The organism is Halorubrum tibetense, assembly GCF_055396225.1.
On sequence record NZ_AP043742.1, the window covers coordinates 2,637,823 to 2,658,765 of the forward strand.

General features: G+C 53.6%; 22 protein-coding genes. 7 read left to right on the forward strand and 15 right to left on the reverse strand.

Features of this window, described 5'->3' with window-relative positions:
* Nucleotides 1–15: 15 nt before the first annotated feature.
* Nucleotides 16–294, forward strand: coding sequence for a YgaP family membrane protein (locus ACZ5TV_RS13055; protein ID WP_209487239.1), 279 nt, complete (start codon nucleotides 16–18; stop codon nucleotides 292–294).
* Here ACZ5TV_RS13055 and ACZ5TV_RS13060 read toward each other — a convergent pair whose 3' ends face one another.
* Both ACZ5TV_RS13060 and ACZ5TV_RS13065 read right to left on the reverse strand, forming a co-directional pair.
* On the reverse strand, nucleotides 295–1,554 hold the full coding sequence (locus ACZ5TV_RS13060; protein WP_379779369.1) for a glycosyltransferase family 2 protein: 1,260 nt from the start codon (nucleotides 1,552–1,554) through the stop codon (nucleotides 295–297).
* Between the two features lie 82 nt (nucleotides 1,555–1,636).
* Entirely contained in the window at nucleotides 1,637–2,629 is a 993-nt protein-coding gene (locus ACZ5TV_RS13065; protein WP_209487235.1) for a transposase, read from the reverse strand.
* Nucleotides 2,630–2,656: 27 nt separating this feature from the next.
* Between ACZ5TV_RS13065 and ACZ5TV_RS13070 the strand changes: the two genes are divergently transcribed.
* Nucleotides 2,657–3,031 (forward strand): hypothetical protein, encoded by a 375-nt coding sequence (locus ACZ5TV_RS13070; RefSeq protein ID WP_379779371.1) that lies wholly within the window; start codon nucleotides 2,657–2,659, stop codon nucleotides 3,029–3,031.
* Nucleotides 3,032–3,198: 167 nt separating this feature from the next.
* Here ACZ5TV_RS13070 and ACZ5TV_RS13075 read toward each other — a convergent pair whose 3' ends face one another.
* The 4 genes from ACZ5TV_RS13075 to ACZ5TV_RS13090 are packed head-to-tail and all read right to left on the reverse strand — an operon-like array spanning nucleotide 3,199 to nucleotide 6,631.
* Nucleotides 3,199–3,402, reverse strand: coding sequence for a DUF7837 family putative zinc-binding protein (locus tag ACZ5TV_RS13075; protein ID WP_459825075.1), 204 nt, complete (start codon nucleotides 3,400–3,402; stop codon nucleotides 3,199–3,201).
* Nucleotides 3,403–3,462: 60 nt separating this feature from the next.
* Nucleotides 3,463–4,815 (reverse strand): DUF790 family protein, encoded by a 1,353-nt coding sequence (locus tag ACZ5TV_RS13080; RefSeq protein ID WP_379779373.1) that lies wholly within the window; start codon nucleotides 4,813–4,815, stop codon nucleotides 3,463–3,465.
* The gene (locus tag ACZ5TV_RS13085) at nucleotides 4,802–6,211 is read right to left on the reverse strand and encodes a DEAD/DEAH box helicase family protein (RefSeq protein ID WP_379779375.1); all 1,410 of its coding nucleotides are present in this window, start codon (nucleotides 6,209–6,211) and stop codon (nucleotides 4,802–4,804) included. The genes ACZ5TV_RS13080 and ACZ5TV_RS13085 overlap by 14 nt, the downstream gene beginning before the upstream one ends.
* A 60-nt stretch (nucleotides 6,212–6,271) precedes the next feature.
* Complete coding sequence (locus tag ACZ5TV_RS13090) at nucleotides 6,272–6,631, reverse strand: hypothetical protein (protein ID WP_379779377.1); 360 nt, start codon at nucleotides 6,629–6,631, stop codon at nucleotides 6,272–6,274.
* 61 nt (nucleotides 6,632–6,692) lie between these two features.
* Here ACZ5TV_RS13090 and ACZ5TV_RS13095 point away from each other — a divergent pair, with 61 nt between their 5' ends.
* Both ACZ5TV_RS13095 and ACZ5TV_RS13100 read left to right on the forward strand, forming a co-directional pair.
* On the forward strand, nucleotides 6,693–7,553 hold the full coding sequence (locus ACZ5TV_RS13095; protein ID WP_379779379.1) for a DUF8137 family protein: 861 nt from the start codon (nucleotides 6,693–6,695) through the stop codon (nucleotides 7,551–7,553).
* A 77-nt stretch (nucleotides 7,554–7,630) separates the two neighbouring features.
* Entirely contained in the window at nucleotides 7,631–7,798 is a 168-nt protein-coding gene (locus tag ACZ5TV_RS13100; protein ID WP_089385250.1) for a DUF1931 domain-containing protein, read from the forward strand.
* 1,029 nt (nucleotides 7,799–8,827) lie between these two features.
* Here the strand turns inward: ACZ5TV_RS13100 and ACZ5TV_RS13105 are convergent.
* Nucleotides 8,828–10,162 (reverse strand): IS4 family transposase, encoded by a 1,335-nt coding sequence (locus ACZ5TV_RS13105; protein WP_379779381.1) that lies wholly within the window; start codon nucleotides 10,160–10,162, stop codon nucleotides 8,828–8,830.
* A gap of 77 nt (nucleotides 10,163–10,239) precedes the next feature.
* Here ACZ5TV_RS13105 and nadE point away from each other — a divergent pair, with 77 nt between their 5' ends.
* Nucleotides 10,240–11,529, forward strand: a complete 1,290-nt coding sequence (gene nadE / locus ACZ5TV_RS13110) for an NAD(+) synthase (protein WP_379779383.1) — start codon at nucleotides 10,240–10,242, stop codon at nucleotides 11,527–11,529.
* Here the strand turns inward: nadE and ACZ5TV_RS13115 are convergent.
* Entirely contained in the window at nucleotides 11,483–12,475 is a 993-nt protein-coding gene (locus ACZ5TV_RS13115) for a transposase (protein WP_379779385.1), read from the reverse strand. The genes nadE and ACZ5TV_RS13115 overlap by 47 nt on opposite strands.
* 82 nt (nucleotides 12,476–12,557) lie before the next feature.
* Here ACZ5TV_RS13115 and ACZ5TV_RS13120 point away from each other — a divergent pair, with 82 nt between their 5' ends.
* Entirely contained in the window at nucleotides 12,558–12,983 is a 426-nt protein-coding gene (locus ACZ5TV_RS13120) for a hypothetical protein (protein ID WP_464384349.1), read from the forward strand.
* Between the two features lie 681 nt (nucleotides 12,984–13,664).
* Here ACZ5TV_RS13120 and ACZ5TV_RS13125 read toward each other — a convergent pair.
* A complete protein-coding gene (locus ACZ5TV_RS13125; RefSeq protein WP_464383904.1) occupies nucleotides 13,665–13,826 on the reverse strand; it encodes a hypothetical protein in 162 nt (53 codons plus the stop codon).
* A gap of 232 nt (nucleotides 13,827–14,058) precedes the next feature.
* On the opposite strand from ACZ5TV_RS13125, the gene ACZ5TV_RS13130 reads away from it, so the two are divergent.
* Nucleotides 14,059–14,547: a cupin domain-containing protein gene (locus ACZ5TV_RS13130; protein WP_379779387.1), complete on the forward strand. Its 489-nt coding sequence runs from the start codon at nucleotides 14,059–14,061 to the stop codon at nucleotides 14,545–14,547.
* Between the two features lie 411 nt (nucleotides 14,548–14,958).
* Here the strand turns inward: ACZ5TV_RS13130 and ACZ5TV_RS13135 are convergent, their stop codons facing one another.
* The 6 genes from ACZ5TV_RS13135 to ACZ5TV_RS13160 form a co-directional block, all read right to left on the reverse strand.
* Nucleotides 14,959–15,804: a glycoside hydrolase family 16 protein gene (locus ACZ5TV_RS13135; protein WP_379779389.1), complete on the reverse strand. Its 846-nt coding sequence runs from the start codon at nucleotides 15,802–15,804 to the stop codon at nucleotides 14,959–14,961.
* An 89-nt stretch (nucleotides 15,805–15,893) separates the two neighbouring features.
* Complete coding sequence (locus tag ACZ5TV_RS13140) at nucleotides 15,894–16,550, reverse strand: glycosyltransferase family 2 protein (protein WP_464383905.1); 657 nt, start codon at nucleotides 16,548–16,550, stop codon at nucleotides 15,894–15,896.
* 65 nt (nucleotides 16,551–16,615) lie between these two features.
* A complete protein-coding gene (tnpC, locus tag ACZ5TV_RS13145) occupies nucleotides 16,616–18,073 on the reverse strand; it encodes an IS66 family transposase (protein WP_464383906.1) in 1,458 nt (485 codons plus the stop codon).
* Between the two features lie 833 nt (nucleotides 18,074–18,906).
* On the reverse strand, nucleotides 18,907–19,704 hold the full coding sequence (locus ACZ5TV_RS13150; RefSeq protein WP_379780896.1) for a TCP-1/cpn60 chaperonin family protein: 798 nt from the start codon (nucleotides 19,702–19,704) through the stop codon (nucleotides 18,907–18,909).
* A 385-nt stretch (nucleotides 19,705–20,089) separates the two neighbouring features.
* Entirely contained in the window at nucleotides 20,090–20,644 is a 555-nt protein-coding gene (locus ACZ5TV_RS13155) for an adenylate kinase (protein ID WP_209487327.1), read from the reverse strand.
* Nucleotides 20,644–20,931 (reverse strand): DUF5789 family protein, encoded by a 288-nt coding sequence (locus tag ACZ5TV_RS13160; RefSeq protein WP_209487328.1) that lies wholly within the window; start codon nucleotides 20,929–20,931, stop codon nucleotides 20,644–20,646. The genes ACZ5TV_RS13155 and ACZ5TV_RS13160 overlap by 1 nt, the downstream gene beginning before the upstream one ends.
* Nucleotides 20,932–20,943: the final 12 nt, after the last annotated feature.

The following is a 20,943-nucleotide window of genomic DNA, read 5'->3' on the forward strand; positions in this document are numbered from 1 at the left end:
GTACGTATGATGGGTATGGGAGACCGAGATCAGAACGTTGGCCGATTAGATAGATTGCTTCGAGTACCCCTCGGGGTGTCTGCCGCTGTTATTGCCGGCTGGGTATTTATAGCATACCCACTTGAAGTGGCGGTAGGAGTTTCCGTAATATTGCCGCTGGCTCTGTTGGCAGCAATCCTGCTTATTAGTGCGACAACAGGGACCTGTGGAATCTACGGTGTTTTCGGAATCAACACTTGTGGTGACGAAGTTTGTACTGAAGCTGACTCGGACGAAGCATGGGTAGCAGAATAGTCAGTTCTCATCGGGTTCGGTTTCCGCCTTGGTGTCATACTCGGACTCGTCTTCTGTGAGCTCCGGGTTACGCTCCTCAATGGTCCCCGTGTCGATTGCTGCGGTCTTCTGAGTGACCTCGAAATCGTCTACTGGTTGCATAATTCCCCACAGGGCTCCAAGCGAATGGACAAGCACTGCAAGCGGAGTGACAACAATATATGCCCACCATACCTCGGGATATTTTCGATATTCAACGAGCCCGAAAATCATGTATAGGAAAACGATCCCAAACAGTAGTGCGGAAAGCAAGAGATATACACTGGACGATGGGATTGCTTCTGGAAACACGAAAGCGATGATACCGAATAATGGGATAACCGGTGACAGTGCCCACGTTACGATCCGTGTGAAAATGACTGGTTGATACCTTCGCGGCAGAAGATTGCGATCTTGGATCGTTCCAGAAACCCAGCGACGGCGCTGTTTTATCAGTGATTTGAGCGTCGGTGGTGCTTGATTCCGTGCTTTCACTGTCGCAAGTCGGTAGTCAATATTCGTGCGAGCGGCTGCACGCCAGATGAACGTCGTGTCCTCGGTGATTGACGGAACGTTCCATGTAATCTGCTCTTCTAACTCATGCCGTACGGCAACAGCCCCGCCCCAAGCGTACGCGGGATAGGCGACTTGATGAAACGCTCGTTGCTCGAATTGAAAGCCGATACGGAATATCTCACACACATATGTGAGCCGAGAGTGGGTCCGGAGTGGATGCTCGCTAAGTTGAATAATATCAGCTGCTGGCAACCCTGAAAAGCCACTGAGCAGGGTGTCTTCATCAAGATACAGAACGTATTCCTTCTCACACGGAATCTGTTGGCGGGCCCACTCAATTGCGCGCCCTTTCCGCTGTGCCGCACACTCGAAGTCATCCGGTACGACATGAACGTCAGCCCCGGCAATGTCAATATCTTCCTCAGCGATGACAAGTGGGTCAGTAATCTCGTCGGGAATAGAACTCACCGTTCGCTGTACGGTTTCTTCAGCAGCGATAGTGAGAACCCTGACTTGAATATTGTCCAATCCGACTTCAGTCTGGTTCGTGTCCTGCCAGCCGTACGAAAGAATGAATACCTGTATGAGCCACCATAACGAGGCACCGCCGTACAGCACTAATGTAGCCCAGAGAAAGACACTGAGCAACTGTGCTAACACAGCATCAGGCACGTTCGGAATAAGTAGAAACAGCGGGATAAAACCATGCCGGCCCGTATCAATCATATAACTGGAATAAACGATTCAACGCCGGCATCCTGACTAAAGCGCGCGTTGTATATTATATAGGCGTGTTATAGATTTCTTGTCACACCGTGATGATCGTGCTTCCCGGATTGTCTCCGCGTTCGTAGTTGGTGATTGCGACGACGAGGCGAAGGCACAAGGCAAGAAACACCTGTGCTCGTGCGTGGACGCGGCCTCGGGCGTGCGTCCGCCCGAGGCCGCAGTCTTTTACTGATTCGTTGGTTCGTTCGACTCCTGTCCGGCGGTTGTACGTCTCATCCAACGTGGACTGCTTCAGCTGAACGTCCTCGCTGTGTTGTTCGATGCGGTCTTCGACCCTGTACTCGATGTCCTTCGGGTCGTCGGTGTTTCGCGCGTTGTACGGGGCGACTGGCACGACCCCTGCGGCCAGCAGGTGGTCGTGCCAGTCGAGCGTGTCGTAGGCGCTGTCACCGACCATCCAGATCGGCTTGGTGACGGCGAGCGCGTCACGCGTGACGCGCATCGCCGTCTCCTCTGGCGCTTGCTTACTCTCGGTGAACTCGGCTTTAATCGGGATCTTTTGCCCGGTCGAGACGATTGTACAGCCGTAGCCGTAGTAGTACTCGTCGTCGGTTGGATCGTAGCACTTCGACGCGTCTTGATCGGCGGGCATCGCCCTCACATCGGTTGAATCGATACAATAAGTCAAGTCAAGCAGGCCGCGCCGGGCGGCCTGCTCGACGAGTCGGTCGAACACCTCGTCAACGACGTGTTCGAGGTCGGTGAGAAAGCGATCGACTGCGTCTCTGGACGGCGGTCGATCGAAGCCACAGCTGAGCCAAACGAGCGTGTTCCGAAGTTCTCGCTCAACGAGACGAATGCCGTAGATGTCGTGGTAGTAGCAATGGATGAAGCCACGCATCAACTCTGGTGGTTCGTGCTCTCGTGTTCGCCCCGTCTGCGCCGGGGCGAACACGTCGAACTCTTCGAGAAACTCGAAGGAGAGATGCTCAAACAACGCTAGCGTCTCGGTTTCCGCGACATTGAAGAACGACTCTATCGAAGGATCATCTTGTAGGGTCGCTAAACTCATCCACCTCAGCGTTCACCCTGCTCTTTAGTGTGCTACTCGTTCTATGACACCCTCTTTGTTGGAATATTTGCTCTTTTGAGCGTTCTGCAACTCATGGAGAGGGGTGCCATTCCATGGATTTCAATTGCTGGCATTGGAGTCATTATAGCACTTCTTGCTGGCCCGTTTGTCTGGCTACTGCGTGACCAATACTCTGAACAGCACAGAGAGCGTCTGACATTGGTCGCGTTTGGAGTCGTTATGATAGCTGCTCCGATCACACTTGGGCTTGCGCTGGCGTTCGGCGTCCCTGCGTACATCCCACCGTTTCAGGCTCTCATTGTCGGCGGTTTTATCGGATTCTTAGTTGCCTTCATAACAGAGCACACGGTAGTCCCCGAGAGGCTACGAGCTGCTCAATAGGAGAAACGTTCCACATGCGGAGATTTCTCTAACCACCAATGCAGTTCGCCTGCGGCGGAATGTATTCGATCTATGCCGTGTTCTATACGCAGCGTGATGGTGTCCGTAGCAGCTAGGTGATAGTGACTCGACAGTATGACATGAACAGTAGTTTGTGCGTGTTACAGCTACTGTGGCTGGACCGGCTCTTCACATTCGTAGCACTCCGCAAAGAGGCGTGTTCCCTCTTCAACCTCATATTCGATGAGCAATGCTCCGGCTGGAACAGCCGACCCACAGAATGGACACGTACCGAGTTTCGACACTGCATTGGACATGATGTGATGAGGAACGTGGAGCGTGTGACAGGATTCCAAGTTCCACGCTTGCATACGCACCCAGCTGTTGTATAACTAAGGAGAGTGCGGCGGAAGTAATAGGCGAGATCAACGCTATTGCCGTGGTGAGAACTCAACTGCGTACTCCTTCGCTAATTCAATCACGTCATAGACGTGGATACCCGATTTGAACCACAAGATACGGTCATCCAGTCCATCGAAATCTTCAGACGAACAGTCCAACCGTTCAGAGACGGCGACGATGAGGTTGTCCCGGTCAGCATTCCGTATCTTCGCCAGCTTTTCATTCAGATACTCTGGCGTCCAGAATCCGACAATCTCGAATATGACTCGACGTCCATCAGGGTGTTCGATAGCGAAGTCTGGGAGCATTACCTCTGCTCCTAGGTCCAGTACGTCATCCTCGCGGACGAGTTGCCAGTCAGTGTTGGCACGTCCCCATTTCTGGGCAAGTGTGCGTTCCACATCGGAGTCAAAATCGCTCTGAGCCGAGTAGTGCGAGGAGAGTTCGTCCGTGTGGTCAAGTTCAAACGAGAGCGTTTGACTCGTTGCTCCTCCATCGTCATCAAGAATGTCGGCTTCCATCTCCCAGCGGTCACACAATGGGAGAGCCGGAAGGAAGTTTGACATCCGTATTCCGTACTTCCTCGATTTCGAGAAGAGAGACGCTGCTCCATCCAGAATAGCCTCGTACCCGTCGGCAACTTCTGTACTGGAGACACGGTTTCCGTTGGCGTCGATTGGATAGATGCGGTGCATCAGCCCAAACAGTTTCACGTAGCTGAAGACTGTCGCAAACGAGTCCCAAACTCGTATTCGCATCTTTGTCGCATCGTACAGTACTGCTTGTGCCAGAGCGAGATTGTAGCGTGTGAGAAGCCAATCGACCGTTATCGTATCCTCAGCATACGATTCCTCACTATCTCCAGTCAACCGTGTCGTAGTCGTCCCGTCGTCAGCCTCATCATACTCATCGGACGTACGGTGTCCAAATCGTACAAGTCGCTTGTTCTCCTCTAAATCGGCGTACATGCCTCGGTAGCAGTCTTCGAGTGAGATTCCGAACTGGTCAGCAACAGCACTGTACACCTCCAACTTTTGTGTGTCCTCACCGAGCGTGGGCTGACGTGCAATCGGGTACGAATCGTTCGCTTTCTCAAAAAGCCGCTGCCGGATCTTCTGTGGATCTACTGGTGCAACGGTTTCGAATTCACATTCGTCTTTGAGCAGTTTCGCCAGCCCTTGTACGATCTTGTAGTCCGTGTCTGCGATAGTGAGTTCGTCTATCGTCTCCTCCAGCCTACCCTTGGATTGTCCGAGATGCTCCTTGAAGATCTGGATGAGTTCTGTAGCGGTCTCTCGGTACTGCTGGTCGTCCGCGTCGATGAACAGCGGGGAGGTAGTTCCTTCGTACGTACGTGAGCGGGCGAGGTCAGCTGTCAGCATTAGCGCTCACCCCCTGCCGTCGCCGTTCAGATACGTAGGTCTCCATCGTATCCTCGGTAATGATCTCATAGAGTCGAGCGGGTTGACGATCATCCGTTGGACGAAGAATCCGCCCCAATCGCTGTGCATACTGTCGTTTCGATGCACTTCCAGAGAGGATGATACCCACGTTTGCAGACGGTACATCGATTCCCTCATCCAGCACCTGCGAGGTAGCAAGCATCGAGTACTTTCCTGTTCGAAATCGCTCTAGAATCTCTGTTCGCTCCTCAGTCTCGGTCTGATGCGTGATACAGGGAACAACAAACTCTTGAGAGATCTCGTATGCAAACTCGTTGTTCGCTGTAAAGATGATTGTACGGTCGTCGTGGTGTCTCTTCAGCAAACTATCCAGCGTATCGAGTTTCTTTTCCGCAGTCCGAGCAATTTTCTCGGCTCGTTGCTTCGCAATGAGGGAGCGTCGTCCCTGCGGGTCGTATGACGTGCGCTTGAGAAATTCCTGATAGCCGCTCTCTTTCCAGAGATCAAAATCATGACTGTCGACGTAGTCGCGGTAAATCTGGTATTCCTCAGTATACTGCTTCCGTTCCTCATCAGTGAGTTCCACGCTGAGATGGAGCGTTTCGTACTCGCTGAGATACTCCCCTGCAAGCTCGTCGACTCCTTCTCGATACACAACCGTGCCCAACAGTTCCGCTAGCTCTTCATGTTTCCCGTCAGCGCGCTCGTAGGTAGCTGTGAGTCCAAGTCGATACGGGGCAATCGTCATCTCAGGGATCTGTTGGTAGGTCGGTGCCGGAAGGTGGTGTACTTCGTCCACCACGAGAAGTCCGAACCGGTCGCCGTACTCGTTGATATACCGGTACGCAGAGTCGTAGGTCGTCACCGTAATATTGGTCACGTTGTGGCTTCCACCGCCCAAGACGCCGACTCCATCAGGGAGTTGATTCCCGAAAGCGTTCGTGAGAGTGGCGTGCCACTGGTTCATCAGGTCAATAGTCGGAACGACAACAAGCGTGCTGACACCAGCGTCAGCAATTGCTTGGACGGCGAGAAACGTCTTTCCGCTTCCTGTGGGGAGGATCACACTGCCCTGACGGTTGTTATCCTGCCACGCTGAGAGTGCCTCCTGCTGGTAATCACGAGGTTCGATAGCGACAGAAGGCGTGAGATGGAACTTCGAGTACGCACGAGCCTCGTCTTCCAATTCAGCCACAGTTCCCATTGGCTGTTCAAGGCTGGCTTGCCCATCAGATCCGGTCACCCACTTTCGAATGTCACGGTAATGGTGTGCCTGTGCTCGGTACTCATCGACACGGTCGTCCCACTCAGCATACGGCACAGACTCAGGAGCGTCTTCAACAAGGAGTGTCCCGTCATCAAACGAGAGACGCATTCAACTCTCTTTATGCAGGTCACATACTTGTCGTTGCTGGAGTGGAGAACGAGGAAGTAACTACACCGAAAGTTCGTCAGCGATTGAGCGCAATTCGCTCTTTGTTGGTCGTCTCCCGATCTCGACTCTACGGTCGCCAACCCAGAATCCGAACTGTTGGTGGTTAACATCGAAGTGGAGCCCACAGGAGACATCCGGGTCAGCTTGGTCGTACTCTGCCTTGCTCACGTTCTCACCATCTCGGAGTGTCTCTAAAAGGTACTCGACAACGTGTGGGCGTTGCTTCATTGCTAAGATATGGTCAATTGCTACGTATTTTAGGACATCTTCACCTGTATCGTATTCATCGCCCATGAGATAGAACTCGCCCCTGTAGTCGTGTGATTCGATGGTAACACTGAGAGCATACGTCGCTGTCATACGCTACTATTACAGTTTTGAGACACAAGCATTACGACTAGGGTTTCTGTAGAGAGAATCAATGGTGCCAGACAGACGATCAGATCCAATCGAAATAGAGGCGCTTGAACAGCAGATAGCAACTGCTGACGATGGGGATGTAGCGGCACTCATGCAGGCAGTAGCAACGTATGAAACAGAGTTATCGTCAGCACACGAACAAGGGGAGTCCGACCGTTATCAGGGGATTACCCGTGCGTATCGGGAACGACTCATCGCGGTGTTTGATGATGCCGTACTAGCGGAAGATTGGGAGTTGCTTGAAGAGTTTCTTGACGCCTATCACCCGGACACATCAGACGAGTTCCCTCATGTGACGACAGTCCTTCAGAATGTCACGGGTCGGTATCTGATCCGGACCCGACTCACAGAGGGTGTAACGGAGATCCCAGTCAAATCGTTGGAGTTCTTCAGCTCAATTCTTGATCGTGTCGAGGGCGACGGATACGATTTCATCAACGAGGGAGTCCATCCGTACGGTTGGGGGATCGGACATCCTGATCACGCTGTTGCAGACACCATTCACCAGCATGCCTCGAAGGACATCTCTGTCGTAAATCCAATGCTCGAACATGCATTCTATGCAGACCAGCACGCGGCTATCGACTTACTGGAACGAATCGTGAATGACGACAACATCAGCAGAAGCTTTGCCCATCCACGAGGGGACATATCCGAAGCCCGCCATCTTTTGGATGCACCCGCCGGAGCGGTGAGTGAGTTTTCGCCGACGATCCCGCGCTACTGGGAATGGCAAGAGGAGTTTGACTTCGAATTTAGGCTTGATGATGATGTTGAGCAGCGGATACAGAAGCTCGTGAGTGACGAGGGACTGGACAATGAGCTCTCGGGCGACTGGGAGATTGCTGACCTAACTCTGTGACCAGTCTCGGAATTGTACCATTACTCACGAACCAATTTGCCAATATTTACTACTCTGACCCGTTAATACCGGATTGTATGACAGACCTGATCGTCAATAGCGGGGTGCAGGATGCACTAGAAGACCACCCAGTTGCAGCAGATTTCTACGATGCTCTGGATGAGGAAGTGGCCGAACTCATTGAGGAAGCCTCCCGTCGTGCTGAAGCGAACGACCGCAAGACTGTCATGCCACAAGACTTGTAACGGTCTGAGAGTTCACCAACGATCCATTCTAACCGGGTCGGTAAAGCGCCAATCTGAGCATCCTGCGACCGTGAGTTCCTGTGTAGTTGGACAAAGTAGTCCTGCTATTTTGTGTACAAATGATGTTCGAGACCACTCACGGGTGTCAAGCACACGTGCAAGTGTGGGCCGATCTCGTAACCAAATCAGCAGCACATCGTGATCGGTTACGGTAGTTGGGCAAAACCAATCCTGAAAGAAACCCTTGGTCAATATCAAAGGACTACTGGTAGTTTCGCGGTGTTGGCGTTCCATATTCAATAACTACTAGTAGATCGTGCTGACCTGAAGATCGGTAGAAGGCGGCGAGATATCGGTACACTCAGCAGTTATCGGTGGAGATCGAATCGGCTGTAGAATACGAGGGATGTGCAGCGCTTAACTGTCATCATCAAGAGTGGTCTCTGGGCGGCATCACTCATCGAGAGGCATTGTCATCAGAAACCCGAATGGAAATGACTGCTGAATATAGAGGATGAGTACAGCACGCCACCTCCGTCTGTTTCGCGCCGCAGGAAGTGAACCATCCGTACACTACACGTGCAGACTGATTGTTTCGATTTCGACCGATTCACGTATATTTTACGACTCGGTAAGACGCAGAGCGCATGTTTCACACAATCAGCTCAGAATTTCGTGGAAGGTATCTCATACGCTATTGAGTTGCCCAGAGACAAACGTCTGTGTATTTACAACCCAGCGAGCCTAACGTCTGGTATGACTTTGCCAATTCAAGTTGCTGTCACACAACCATCCGTTATAGTTTAGCGGCGCGTCAAGACGGTGTTTGTGCGGATAGTTGAGCAAGACAGTGTTGAGTCGAATCGCTGATGAGGCGTGATCGGAGAACTGAACGGATGTTCTTCTGTCTCGGGTGATGAGATCTGTGTCACTCTCTGAAGGCGGCGCACTCACTCCGGTGAGTGCGTCGCCGATCCAGAGCTGTCGCTACTACCTCCGTCTGAGCTGACCGGCTTGTCAGGCGAGTTTCTACCAGAACTCGCCTGACTCAACCTGCTCACGTAATCTTGGTCGATGTGGATTTGGATCCCGTGACGACCACAACAGCAATTCGTCGAGATCTGGCAGTTCATACCCGAGATCCAGCATCAGGTACAGCTGGACTAGGTGTGCGTGACGTTCGAGCGCGTGAGAACACCGACGGCGTGGGAGACGCGTCGACGACGCGGCCGCGTCGTCGTCGCTCCCCTGCCGCCTTGCGTCTAATTTGCGGAGTTCATCCACCATAACGCGGCTCATCAGCAGCGAGAGCGCCGCTACGATGATCAGCGCTTCAATAATGTAGGGATCCGTCGTATTGATCTCATCAAGACCAAAGCGCGATTTGAGTTCCTTGAACAGCAGCTCAATCTCCCACCGCGCCCGATAGAGCTGTGCGATATCGGGCGCGTGGTAGTTGTCTCTGGGAAGATTTGTTAGGTAGAGATGGTACTCATCGCTGTCCTCGTTGAGCACACCGACGAGTCGGAACGTTCGGGTCGTGCTGACGCCCGACCCTCGCTTGCGGTCGAATGAGAGGGTGACCCGAGCGTCGATCTCCTGTCGCTGCAGGTCGTCGAGGACGTCCTGCAGCGACTCGCCTTCGAGGGGAATACTGTTTCCCCGCCATGTGCGAAGCTCTTCGACGATCTCGAAGTTCGCGTCATCTTTGACCCGTGAGACGAACCAGCCGTCGTTTTGGTCGATACGGTCGAACAACCAGAAGTCGTAGAAGCCGAGATCAAGTAAGACGAGTGCGCCAGCTACCCACTCGCCGGTGGGTAGCTGGCTCCGTTCCTGCGTTTTGGCTTCAGTCGTTTGAAAACGCGTAGGAAGTCCGGTTGAGAGTGATTCCGTAAGGTGGAGCTTTACGCCAGCTTGATCTTCGCCAGTCGCTGCGTAGACATCTGTAGCGTCTTGGTAGAGTGAGACGATAGAGGCGTCAACAATGAGGACGTCTCGAAAGCGTTCGAGACGTCCGCTGAGGTCGGTTTGTCCCGGTTCGAGATTCTCGATAGCGTCATCGAGAATCTCTCGCAGGAGTGCAACGAACGCGGGTGAAAACCAGCCGTGGAAAGTTGGATAAGCAAGTTCGTCACAGTCAGCCATTTCGACGAAGCGCTTGAGAAAAGTCTGAATAGAGCGATCCGATCCAGCAGCGAAACCCAGTGAGAGGGTGTAGAACAACGCGACAGTGTCGAACTTGCGCTCTCGTTGGACGAGATTCGTTGCGCGAGCGCGCTCGCGCAACTCATCAGAGGGAAACGCTCTTTTGATCCGGTCGACAATCACTGAATCCGGTGGTTGGTAACTCACAGCAGCCACCGGGTTTCTCTGACAGGTAGTTCCAACGATATTCAGATCAGGAGACGGCGCTGGCGTGAGGCGTTAAACTACAACGGATGGTCACACAACACAATCCCATCATTGGTGATATTTCTGGCAACTGCGATCAGATCATTGAAGCATACTCGCAAGCTGCCGATGCAGGTGCTGAGCTAGTCATTACTCCGGAACTCGCACTCCTTGGGTATCCGCCACGTGACCTACTCCATCGACAAGCCGTTCTTAACGCTGAACAGGCCACTCTGGATAAACTTCGCCGTATCACCGAGGACGGTCCAGCACTCATCGTTGGGCATACCGCCCCCTCAACTCAAGAGAGCGGCCCGCCACTGACGAACAGTGCCACCGTGTTTATCGACGGCGAAGCTGCCACGAGATATGATAAGCGCCTCCTCCCCACATACGACATTTTCGACGAACGTCGGTACTTCACCCAAGGTGACTCACCACAGTCCGTCGTTGTGAACGATACAACAGTTGGCATTACGATCTGTGAGGATGCGTGGTACAACCACGAAGTGACCGGTCAGCAGCGACATGGAACGAACCCAGTTGCATCGTACGAGACCGTTGACCTGCTTGTCAACCTGTCTGCGAGTCCCTACCGGGTAGGCAAACTCTCGTCACGGGCAACTCGGTTTGGCAATCATGCTGAGCGTATCAATTCGCCGGTGGTTTTTGCTAATCAGGTGGGTGGAAATGATGACATTCTCTTTGACGGAACGTCAATACTACTTGACGCTACTGGTTCCACGGTCGCCTCCGCGCCGGTCGGCAAGCCACATATCCTGTCCAGCACATCAGAGGAAGACCTCTCAAGGACAACAATGCTGTCCGACACGGTTCAACTCCGACGTATGCTTGAACTTGGAATCCGGGATTACTTGCGTAAGACCGGATTCGAAGACGTTGTGATTGGCTTATCGGGCGGTATTGATTCGTCCGTTACTGCTGCGCTTGCCGCCGAAGCGGTTGGCCCAGAACATGTCTACGGGATTACTCTCCCCAGCGCAGTTACTACAGACGAGAATCGTACAGATGCGGAGCGTGTCGCTCGCAACTTAGAGATACAATTCGGTGAAGAAGAGATCGAACTGCTCTCGAAGTCCGCAATTACGTCGATTTCGGGACTCACAGAAGGAACGGGTACGCGAGGTGTCACCCGTGAGAACGTGCAGGCTCGGGTACGAGGTCTGTTACTGATGGGTGTCGCCAACGACACGGACGCATTGGTTTTAACCCCTGATAACAAGAGCGAGGCTGCGGTTGGCTACTGTAGAGCGTGTCATAGAATCCATCTCATAGCTTCTCACAGCCCGGATTGTTTCCTCGCTCGTAGTTGGTGATGGCCACGACGAGCCGTAGGCAGAGCGCAACGAACACTTCTGTTCGTGCGTGGACGCGGCCTCGGGCGCGGACGTGCCCGAGGCCGCAGTCTTTCACCGCGCCGTTGGTTCGCTCGACTCCTGTCCGGTTGTTGTACGTCTCGTCCAAGATAGACTGTTTCAGCTGAACGTCCTTGCTGTGTTCCTCGATGCGGTCTTCGACCCTGTACTCGATATCTTTCGGGTCGTCAGTGTTTCGCGGGTTGTACGGAGTGATTGGCACGACCCCTGCGGCTAGCAGGTGGTCGTGCCAATCGAGGATGTCGTAGGCGCTGTCCCCAAGCATCCAGATCGGTGTATCGACGGCGAGCGCGTCACGCGTGACGCGCATCGCCGTCTCTTGGTCTGCTTGTTTAGCCTGTGTGAACTCGGCTGCAATCGGTATCTTTGCGCCGGTTGAGACGATCGTACAGCCGAAACCGTAGTAGTACTCCTCAGCTGTTGGATCGTAGTTCCACGACGCAGCGTCGTTGTATTGGATCGCTTCAACGTGGGTCGAATCGATGGAGTACGTGGAGTCGAGCAGGCCGCGAGCGGCGGCCTGCTCGACGAGTCTGTCGAAGACATCGTCGATAACGTGTTCGAGGTCGGTGAGAAAGCGGTCAACCGTGTCTCTGGATGGCGGTTTGTCGAGTCCACAGTAGTACCAGACAAGGCCGTTCTGAAGTTCTCGTGTAACCGGGCGTGTTCCGTAGACATTCTCGTAGTAGCAGTGCAGAAAGCCTCGAAAGAGGTCTGGTGGCTTGTGAACTCGTGTTCGCCCCCTCGAAGCGGGGGCGAACACGTCGTACCCCAGCAGAAACTCGAATTCAAGGTGTTCAAACAGCGGTACTGTCTCGATAGCCGCGACATTCAAGAAGTCGTCTACCGAAGCTACGTCTTGCAGGGTGCTGGCGCTCGTAGACACAGTTCCAACACCCTGCTGCCTTCTCTGAGAACGTTTCTATGACACGCTCTACTGTACGCTGTATGGCGATGCAGTTGGTGCAATCGCACCGCTCGGAGACTGTACCAAACGCCGAGTGTATGCGCTTGCGGAGTCATTCAACTCAGACCCACCACCGTGGATTGATTCAGCACCGATCCCCGACTCGGTGTTGGAGAAAGCACCGACCGCCGAGTTGGCTGAGGGACAGACTGACACCGATGACATTCCACCGTACCATATCATTGATCCAGTGGTCAAGCGATACGTTGGCAGCAAAGAGACTGTAGAGGAGATCATTAACGAAACTGATGCGACACGTGAGCAAGTTGAAACGGTCGTGCGCCGCCTTACGCAGGCGGAATTCAAACGCGAACAAACTCCACCGTCACTCCGTGTTACGACAAAAGCATTCGACAGCGGGTGGCGGTATCCGATTACGGCATCCTATGCCGAGGTCATCGAAAGCGAGTCTGGAAGCGGATCGTAATGTTGTGTCGGACCTCTATAATCTGTAGACCGCTTCTGACAAATCCTGAGCGGATGCGGACCTGACATGATAGTGCTTTCCCCTGTACTGACCGATCACTCTCTCCAGTTGATTAGTCTCGGTTCGTACTGCATTCGCGCTGTGTATTCAGCACGGCCCTCGTATCAGATGTGAAGGATTTCACCTATGTAAACGCTGCTAGCCGATCAAACCACGTCTAGCGACAAAATGATTACGCCGTCCGGGGATCTGTTCCTTTCACAGCCGGTAGGCGGTCGAAACGTGTGTGCGGTGCGGTCGCTGTCTAGCGATAGCAGATGCTAAAGAAAGGCTCCGACCGACCGCTGAGGGCCGCCGGTTTGGCGGCCCTCAGCTCCCTCGTCTGTCTGCCCGGCCAGTGGTCATCATCGTTCGGAGAGGCGATCTTGTGACTCGGGACGCCAGCACGTGAAGCAGAGATTCACCTATTCGGGCTTTCCCGGATGCCGCGCCCTGCGGCATCCGGGCTGTAGCGCCCATGGCTCGACTTCTTTCGCGCATGGACCAGTCAACAGAACGTGCTCGATGGCACGGAATCCTTATCGGTCTCTTGCGCCCCATATCTTGGTTCACGTTCTCCAGGGATAGCAGCGTTTCCATCGAGTCAACAGAGCCAGCTCAGTCAGAACAGTCTCGTCCGAATTAGCCCTTGGCGATGACATACATGGCGAGTAGAGTTGCCGTAATCGTGATGACCGAAGCGATTGCCTGAGATCCACGAGTCCATAGAATGCCGCTGACGCTGTAGCTGAGTATAACCCCAAATGTTGCTGTCCACTGCCAGTTCCACTGGGTAGTTTCCATTCGCTCAAGCAAACCATTCATAGAGCAAAAAGGATTCTGCCGTTACAGCACCACAGAGATAGTATCTTGAGCGAGCAGACCAACGATGGGGCACTTTGTGTAATGCTACATCCACGCTGTGTATTCATTATGCTGCGGGGGACATCTAGTGGAGCTGGTAGCATTACGCCCAGCCAATACAAGGATGCGGAACGGGGGCAGATTTAGATAAACTGGGTCCAATCAACTACGTATGCCCGGATTTGAGTTGCCGGTCAGTGGACACCGTACCGAGACGGAACCAATTCAGTTTCTGGACACACTGTCGTTTGTCCATGTGGCCAGTGAAGAGACGGATGGGCGGTGGTCGGTCGTTGAGATGCAACTTCGGGAAGGACACGCTCCTCCCTTGCATATACATGAGAATGCTGACGAGCTGATTCACGTAACTGATGGAACCATCCACGTTCACACTGAGGACGACCAACAAGAGTTGACCGCTGAGAGCTCGGTCGTCTTGCCACGTGGAGAGCCACACTCACTCCATGCCGTAACAGAGGCCACGATCGTCACAGCTGATTCACCCGGTGGGTTTGGCGAGTTCGTGACCGCCGTTGGTGAACCGACCGAGGACCGAACCGTCCCGACCGCTCCACCATCTGAAGCAGCTATTGGCCGCGTGAACGAACTCGCCCCAGAACACGACATTCGTATTGTTGGACCGCCGCCTGTCGGCCCCTGAAATACCTCTCATTTGAGAATGTATTCAATAGAAACTACGAATATTAGCCACCTCTGTGCGTTCTCCCTCGACTGACTCAGTCTGAACGGATCTACAACCAGTCTGTGCGAGATATGTGCGTTGTATTTACCAGACCGATTTTGGTAGAATGTCGGTAAATCGCTGAACGCCTGCCAAATATAGAGGATGAAGCCAGCACGGGAGTCACCTTCATTCCGTTTCCGACCTGCTGAATCAGCTGTGCTACTCGAAGTGCGTACCAATCGTTGACCTACCTGACAGATCCATCATGTACTCTGTGGCGTACTGATAGAGCGCGCGTTTCTCGAACGTCGTTGCTGACAGGCGATGGGAACTAGAGAGGCTATGCTGTAGACCGCAATGGCAATCCGACCTATCCGACGACAAACACTACTGCGCGTCTTGTTCCCAGACCCGGACCCAATCAATGGCGAGGCGCTCCCTCCACTGTTCAGTAAGATTTGCCTGACCGATCCGGTTCACGTGATTCGAGAAGACCAATCCGAAGGGCCGAGATTCAAGAGCAGTCAGCGATTGGATCATCGCTGGTGGCGTCGTTCGTGTCAGAATATGATTCTCGTTGAAATACCACTCAATCCGATCTTCAAACCATGCACACCCGTACGTATTGAAGCTTTCAGTGAGATCAATGCTAGTGTCCAGTGAGAATGGATCATCCGTGTGCGTCTCTCTATCATTCGGTGTTCCTGACTCGCTCCAGTGGACGTTCACGTGTAGGTGCTGGCGTTCGGATGAGGTCTCTTCGCCGCGCTGAAACAGTTCGACAATATCTATCTCCGGCGGCCAGTTCATGTTCGCCGGGTGCATCCAGAAGGCAGGTAAGATTCCTGTTCGTCCGGGGAGTTTGAGCCGTGCTTCAACATACTGGCCCGGCACCGGATCGATTGGAATCCCTGCAGCCGGATGGTGCGGTTCCTCTCCTGTGGTTGAATTGATGACACCCTGAAAGCATCCATCCGGGCCAGTTCCCTCAGATTCTACCAGCAGCTCACAGACGCCGTCGGTGATCGTGACGTTCTCCTCCCGCACCGCTGCGTCGTCGTCTGGTATCCACTCTTCGCGGTCGATAAACCCAACCCCCCATCGGTCGGTGTCGAATGACTCCCACTGTTCGTCAACGACGAGCTGCCAGTCATCATCCGGCCAGCTTCCGGACTGCGAATCACGTCTCATAATATCATCAATCCTCGAACCGAGACAGCCGGCGGTGCTCACTGCTCCCACCGTTGCGAGTACGTCCCTTCGCCGAGAGAGATCTGAATCCATCATCCACGACCGTATCCGAATTGTTTCTTACTACACTCTCATTCGTCTTTAAAACTCACCCAGACGAATCCGGCGTTATCGATAAGCCGGTTTTCGCCATCGTGTGCTTCAAAATCGCCTTCCGTGAGATACGGGTTCTTTTGTTCTATAACATCCGGTGAGACTTTTTCAGATTTGGGCGCGACTTTTTCTGTAACCGCGAAGGTCTGTACCGGGGAAACCCACCCCCATAGCGCGCCAGCAGTGTTCAGGACGACCAACAAGGGCGTCAGTGGGACGGCAAGCAGTTGAATCCGCTCACAGCGAATATACACGCGGACGCCAACGAGCGTAATCACGAACAGGAAAAGAAACATGGCAAGGGAGCCGAATTGATACAACAGCGGTTGCGGAAGGTACTGTGGAAATAAAAACAAGAATACCGACATAACAGGGATCAACGGCGACAACGCCCACGCAACCATCCGGAAACCGAGGAGCGAACGGTATCGTCGTGGAAGCACGTCTGAAGAATGCTGGGTCCCCGCGAACCACCGTCGTCGCTGTCGGAACATGCCCCGAAGTGAGGGCGGAGCCTGATTCCGGAACTTCAGGTTCAACACCCGAAAATCAAGGTCGCCGGCCTTTGCTGCACGCCAAATGAAATTTGTATCCTCCGTGATCGTCTCTGCATCCCATGTGATCGTATCCTCCACCGATTTTCGAATCGCAATCCCTCCACCCCACGCGTAGAGTGGATATTTAAACTGACCGTACGTGTTTACCCCGAGGTCTCGACAGCCGGCACAGCGTGAGCCCGTGAGATCATTTCATTGTTGCTGACGACTCGACGAAGCTCTTCGTATGGATTGCGTCCCTGCTGGCGCCATGTCGCCAGCAGGGACAAGATCGTCTCGTGAACGAACATTCCTCGGTCATTACGGAGCGTTCCGATGATTTTCCGGAGAACCACTGGCTCACGAAGTGCATTCTCTGCGGCATTGTTCGTCGGAGAGACCGCTGGCTCACCGACGAAGGTGAGCCAGTGGTCGAGACCTCCTTCGATCTTCCCGAGCAGTGTTGCCACTGGTCCGTCGGGTACTGACCGTTCAATCAGCGATTCAAGCTCTCTTCGCGCCACACGCTGGAGGTCTGCTCTCTCACGAGGGCTTGGGTCGCTCTCCAGCCGGGCCTGGAGAGCGACGTACACCTGTCTGAGAGCGTGGTAGATCGGTTCACCTTCTGCCTGCTTTTCGGCGGCGTCTTCAGCCTCTCGAAGAATGTGCGCCCAACACCGCTGGAGGTTGCTGCTGAAAGCTGGGTACGCCGTCCACCCGTCACAGATGACCGTTCCCGCGAAGTCCTCACCGAGGACTTCCGCGGGAACATCACTCCCACGACTCTCTCTCACCGCGTATAACGTATGCTGAGCGGTCTTGAACGTCCAGATCCATGCCTGCTCACCGTCACGTTTGATGCCTGTTTCGTCGATATGAACCACGTCGGCATCTCGGATCTCTTGACGGATCTGCTCGTACTCACAGCGACCGGCGCGCGCAGCGCGCTCGGTCGCGTGCCACGCGGATGCACCCGAGAGTTCGAGTCCATGCAGTTGCTCGAAGCGGTCAGCGATCTTCCGGTAGGGAAGGCGGTGATCGTACCGTGACAGAGCTGATTGAGCGATGACGTTCACCCCGAACTGCCCCTCATCGGGGCAGTCGGGGTGAGCCGCAACTGTCTCTGTTCCACAGGAATCGCACTGGTAGTAGTGGCGGTTGTACCGAGTGATTTCTGGGGGCTGCGGATCAGGGATCTCCTCGACGAGTCGGGGGCTGACGCCCACCGACTCGTCGAAGTGGTCGCCACACTCAGGACAACAGTCACAGGTGACTTCGATTTCTTCGTCGGGATCAGCTGTAGAACGCCACTCCGGATCGTGACCGTCCTTCCGACCGGGAGTGCCGCCGTCAGTTCGGACATCGTCATCTTCGTCATCCTGCGAGGTCGGGGACTCGTCGGTCCCCGACCGTCGCTTGCTGGGTGGAGTGTGTGGATTTTCGTACTTTCGGAGGCGTGTTTCGAGTTCTTCGATCCGCTCTTGCTGCTGCTCTATTCGTTCGTTCTGTTCCTCGATCCGCTCATTTTTCTGGTTGAGCTTTTCTTCCAACTCGTTGATTCGCTCCTCCATCTGGAGAAACCGCGAGAGAAGTTCATCCTTGGTGAGATCGTCCCAGCTCATCGATCCCACCTCGGAACGGCGACAGCAGGGCCAACGGGATGGTCTCCGCTGCTCGGAGACCATCCCTGAGAAGGCATTCCCGATTCCTGCTGACGGACCATGTGTCCCCCGCGTGTCTCTATCTACGAGACAGTGACGAAATCAGCCCGGGCTAAACACGTACAATTAACCTAATCGTCCACACAGTCTGCTGTTCTCCTTGGGGAGCGAAGCTGTTCACAGAGACCTACGCTCCCGAAACCATCCAGCACCAGTCACAAACCCCATCATCTGCTTCCTCAGAGACGTGGAATTCCTCACCGCAGTCGTCACAAACGAATGTATCCTCGCTCATATCCTGCGATTGGACATAGTGAAGAGTAGAGATTATTATTGTCTCCTCTGTACACCTTACCTTGGAGATAAGTATATATCTTGAGAACCGGTGTATTAGCAGTTAGTGGATACATGCGTTCTATGTGCCCTTCTTCCCAGCGTGCTTTATTGCTGACTTCACGCTCTATATTCTGCAGAGGCCACTCAACACAATCTGCATATGATAGGAGATCTGCTGCAAGACGCGCGGCCCCGATCTTGCATGACTGATAGAGTATGAGATTTGATCAGGTCTCTTTCCTCACCGGTGTTTAGAATACAGCCAGAGCGACAGCAATCACTTTGTTCTTGACCGCTAATATAGACTGAGATACAAGCTGTATAACGAGACTACCAGACAATCGATGAAAGACACGCAATAATCAGATACGATCTACAAGCCTCGGTCTCAGTTCATTACACTAACCCTCTAATATCGCTCTCACCTCCAGAAAGTACCGACGACACATGCGCGTCAGTTAGATTCCCGCCGACCAACCGTCATACGGATCATAATCGGTGAGTACACCAAGCTGGGTGACCGTTCCCCTAGTAAGGGCAACAACCCCAGCAAGTGCTACCCCATCAGTCAACCGCTTTCGGAGTTCCTCTGCCTCAATCGCCAGCTCGCTGGCATTCTTGGCATTCCGCAGTTCCTTTTCTTCTACATGGATACTAACCGCCCCACCGTTTGCGTGCTCCGACCGCATTTCAACTAGCGTTTCAAGCGGGTCAAGCCCAGCCTCTAGCGCAAGCCTCTGTGGTACAGCTTCGAACGCATCAGCAGTCGCTTCAGCGACAAGTTGCTGCCTACCTTCCACCGAATCAGCATAATCCCGAAGTTCAGCAGCGAGCGCCAGTTCGCTCGAACCACCACCGAGGACCTCTGTAGTATGCCCTGTCCGTACCGAATCAATCTCACGGAGAGCCTGTTCAAGTGCAACAAGCGATTCTTCCACCACAGTCGTATATTCAAAATCTAAAGTTCGGAATCTTTCAGCGTTGACAAGCAGACTATCGGCGATTGGCCGTGCCAGTTCTCGCGTTGCGAGTTCGTCTATTGACGTGTCAACAGAGCTTTCAATTACTGCCTTATTTTGCAGAGTCGCCAGGACGAGGCCTCGGGCTGCGGCGGGACGGTGAGGTCCACGGAGGCGCTGTTTAACATCTCCGGGCTGGAGTTGACCGGCTTGAAGTTCTTCGGCAATTTTGTCGGCACGCTTTTGTGATTTTGTTGGTTTATTCACAGATTTATCACTGCCACCGAAAAGTCCCATGAAAACCAAATTGGCTCAGCTGTATTAATAACCAAGGAGCATCTCCTATCCATCAGTCAGGTCCACGGAGATACAACCCTTGCTGTCACACTGACGATGGTGTGTTAAAATCGAGACTGGCCGGCTAATTTATCAGAATCGGTGTGAAATCAATGGTTGCCGACTGCTGATTTCACGCTCTAAGTATAGCACTGGTGATGGTTAATCTTCATTCGAGAAACCGGGGTATTTCGAATACGCCCAACAACGTTACCTGTAGGCCTCGAAGTAACGTTGATAGATCACTCAGTTAATGGTGTGCAAGACTGTTAATTGTAGCTGAGGTATTCTTCAATTCGATGATTGTCTGGTATTCGGCCTTGGCAAATTGCGAATAGTAGCTTACTCAGAGCGCATCTGCGAGACGCTCGGCGGCCTCCTCGACGCTGCCTTCGTTTTCGATGAACTGAACGGGCGCGTTTTGATCACGTGCGTACTGGAGCGCGGCAGACCGATTAAGATCCTGCTCGAAATCAATTTTGTGTTCGGTCACATCCTGGACTTTACGGCCCCTATTTCTTCGGCGTTCGAGAATCGTTGCTGGACTCGCTTCAACGAGAGCGAACGTTGTCGGCGAGACATCGCGGAGTACCTCCTCAGGGAGTCCCTCTATGTAGCCGGCCTGGGTCTCTACTGCCAGATGAGTCGAGAGGATGATATTCGTGTCTTCGGCTTCATCGGCGACGAACTCGCCCGCACGACGCTGTAGACGGCGTGTCTCTTGTTGCGAAAGTGTGGCAAGTTCTCCTCGTTCGGTCGCCAGGCCTCTCGTCGCGGCCTGTTCAAGCATTACGTCGCCGAAGTTCACCAGTTTGTACCCGTCTCCGAGTTTCTGCCGAAGCGTCTGGCAGACGGTCGACAGCCCAACACCGGTGACACCTGAGACTAGCGTGACTGACATTAGAAACTCACCTCGCTTTTGTCGTCCTGTTTTGGCATCGATCCGCGGTCGTCGTAATACCTGCGTCCGACAAATTGAGCTCCGACGCGCGTCATCAGCGTATCGTAAAGATCATCGGCTGAAGCGAACTCCTCTACTTCAGATTTCTCGATTACGGATTGGATCGTTGTGCTTTCGCCATCCGGAGGTGTCAGTTCTGTACTCCCGACAGTCTCTACGACCGTCTCCCGTGGTACTGGGAACTCTAGTTTTCTCGCGAAGAGATCACGGGTCTCTGGCAAGCGCATGTGCAGTACATG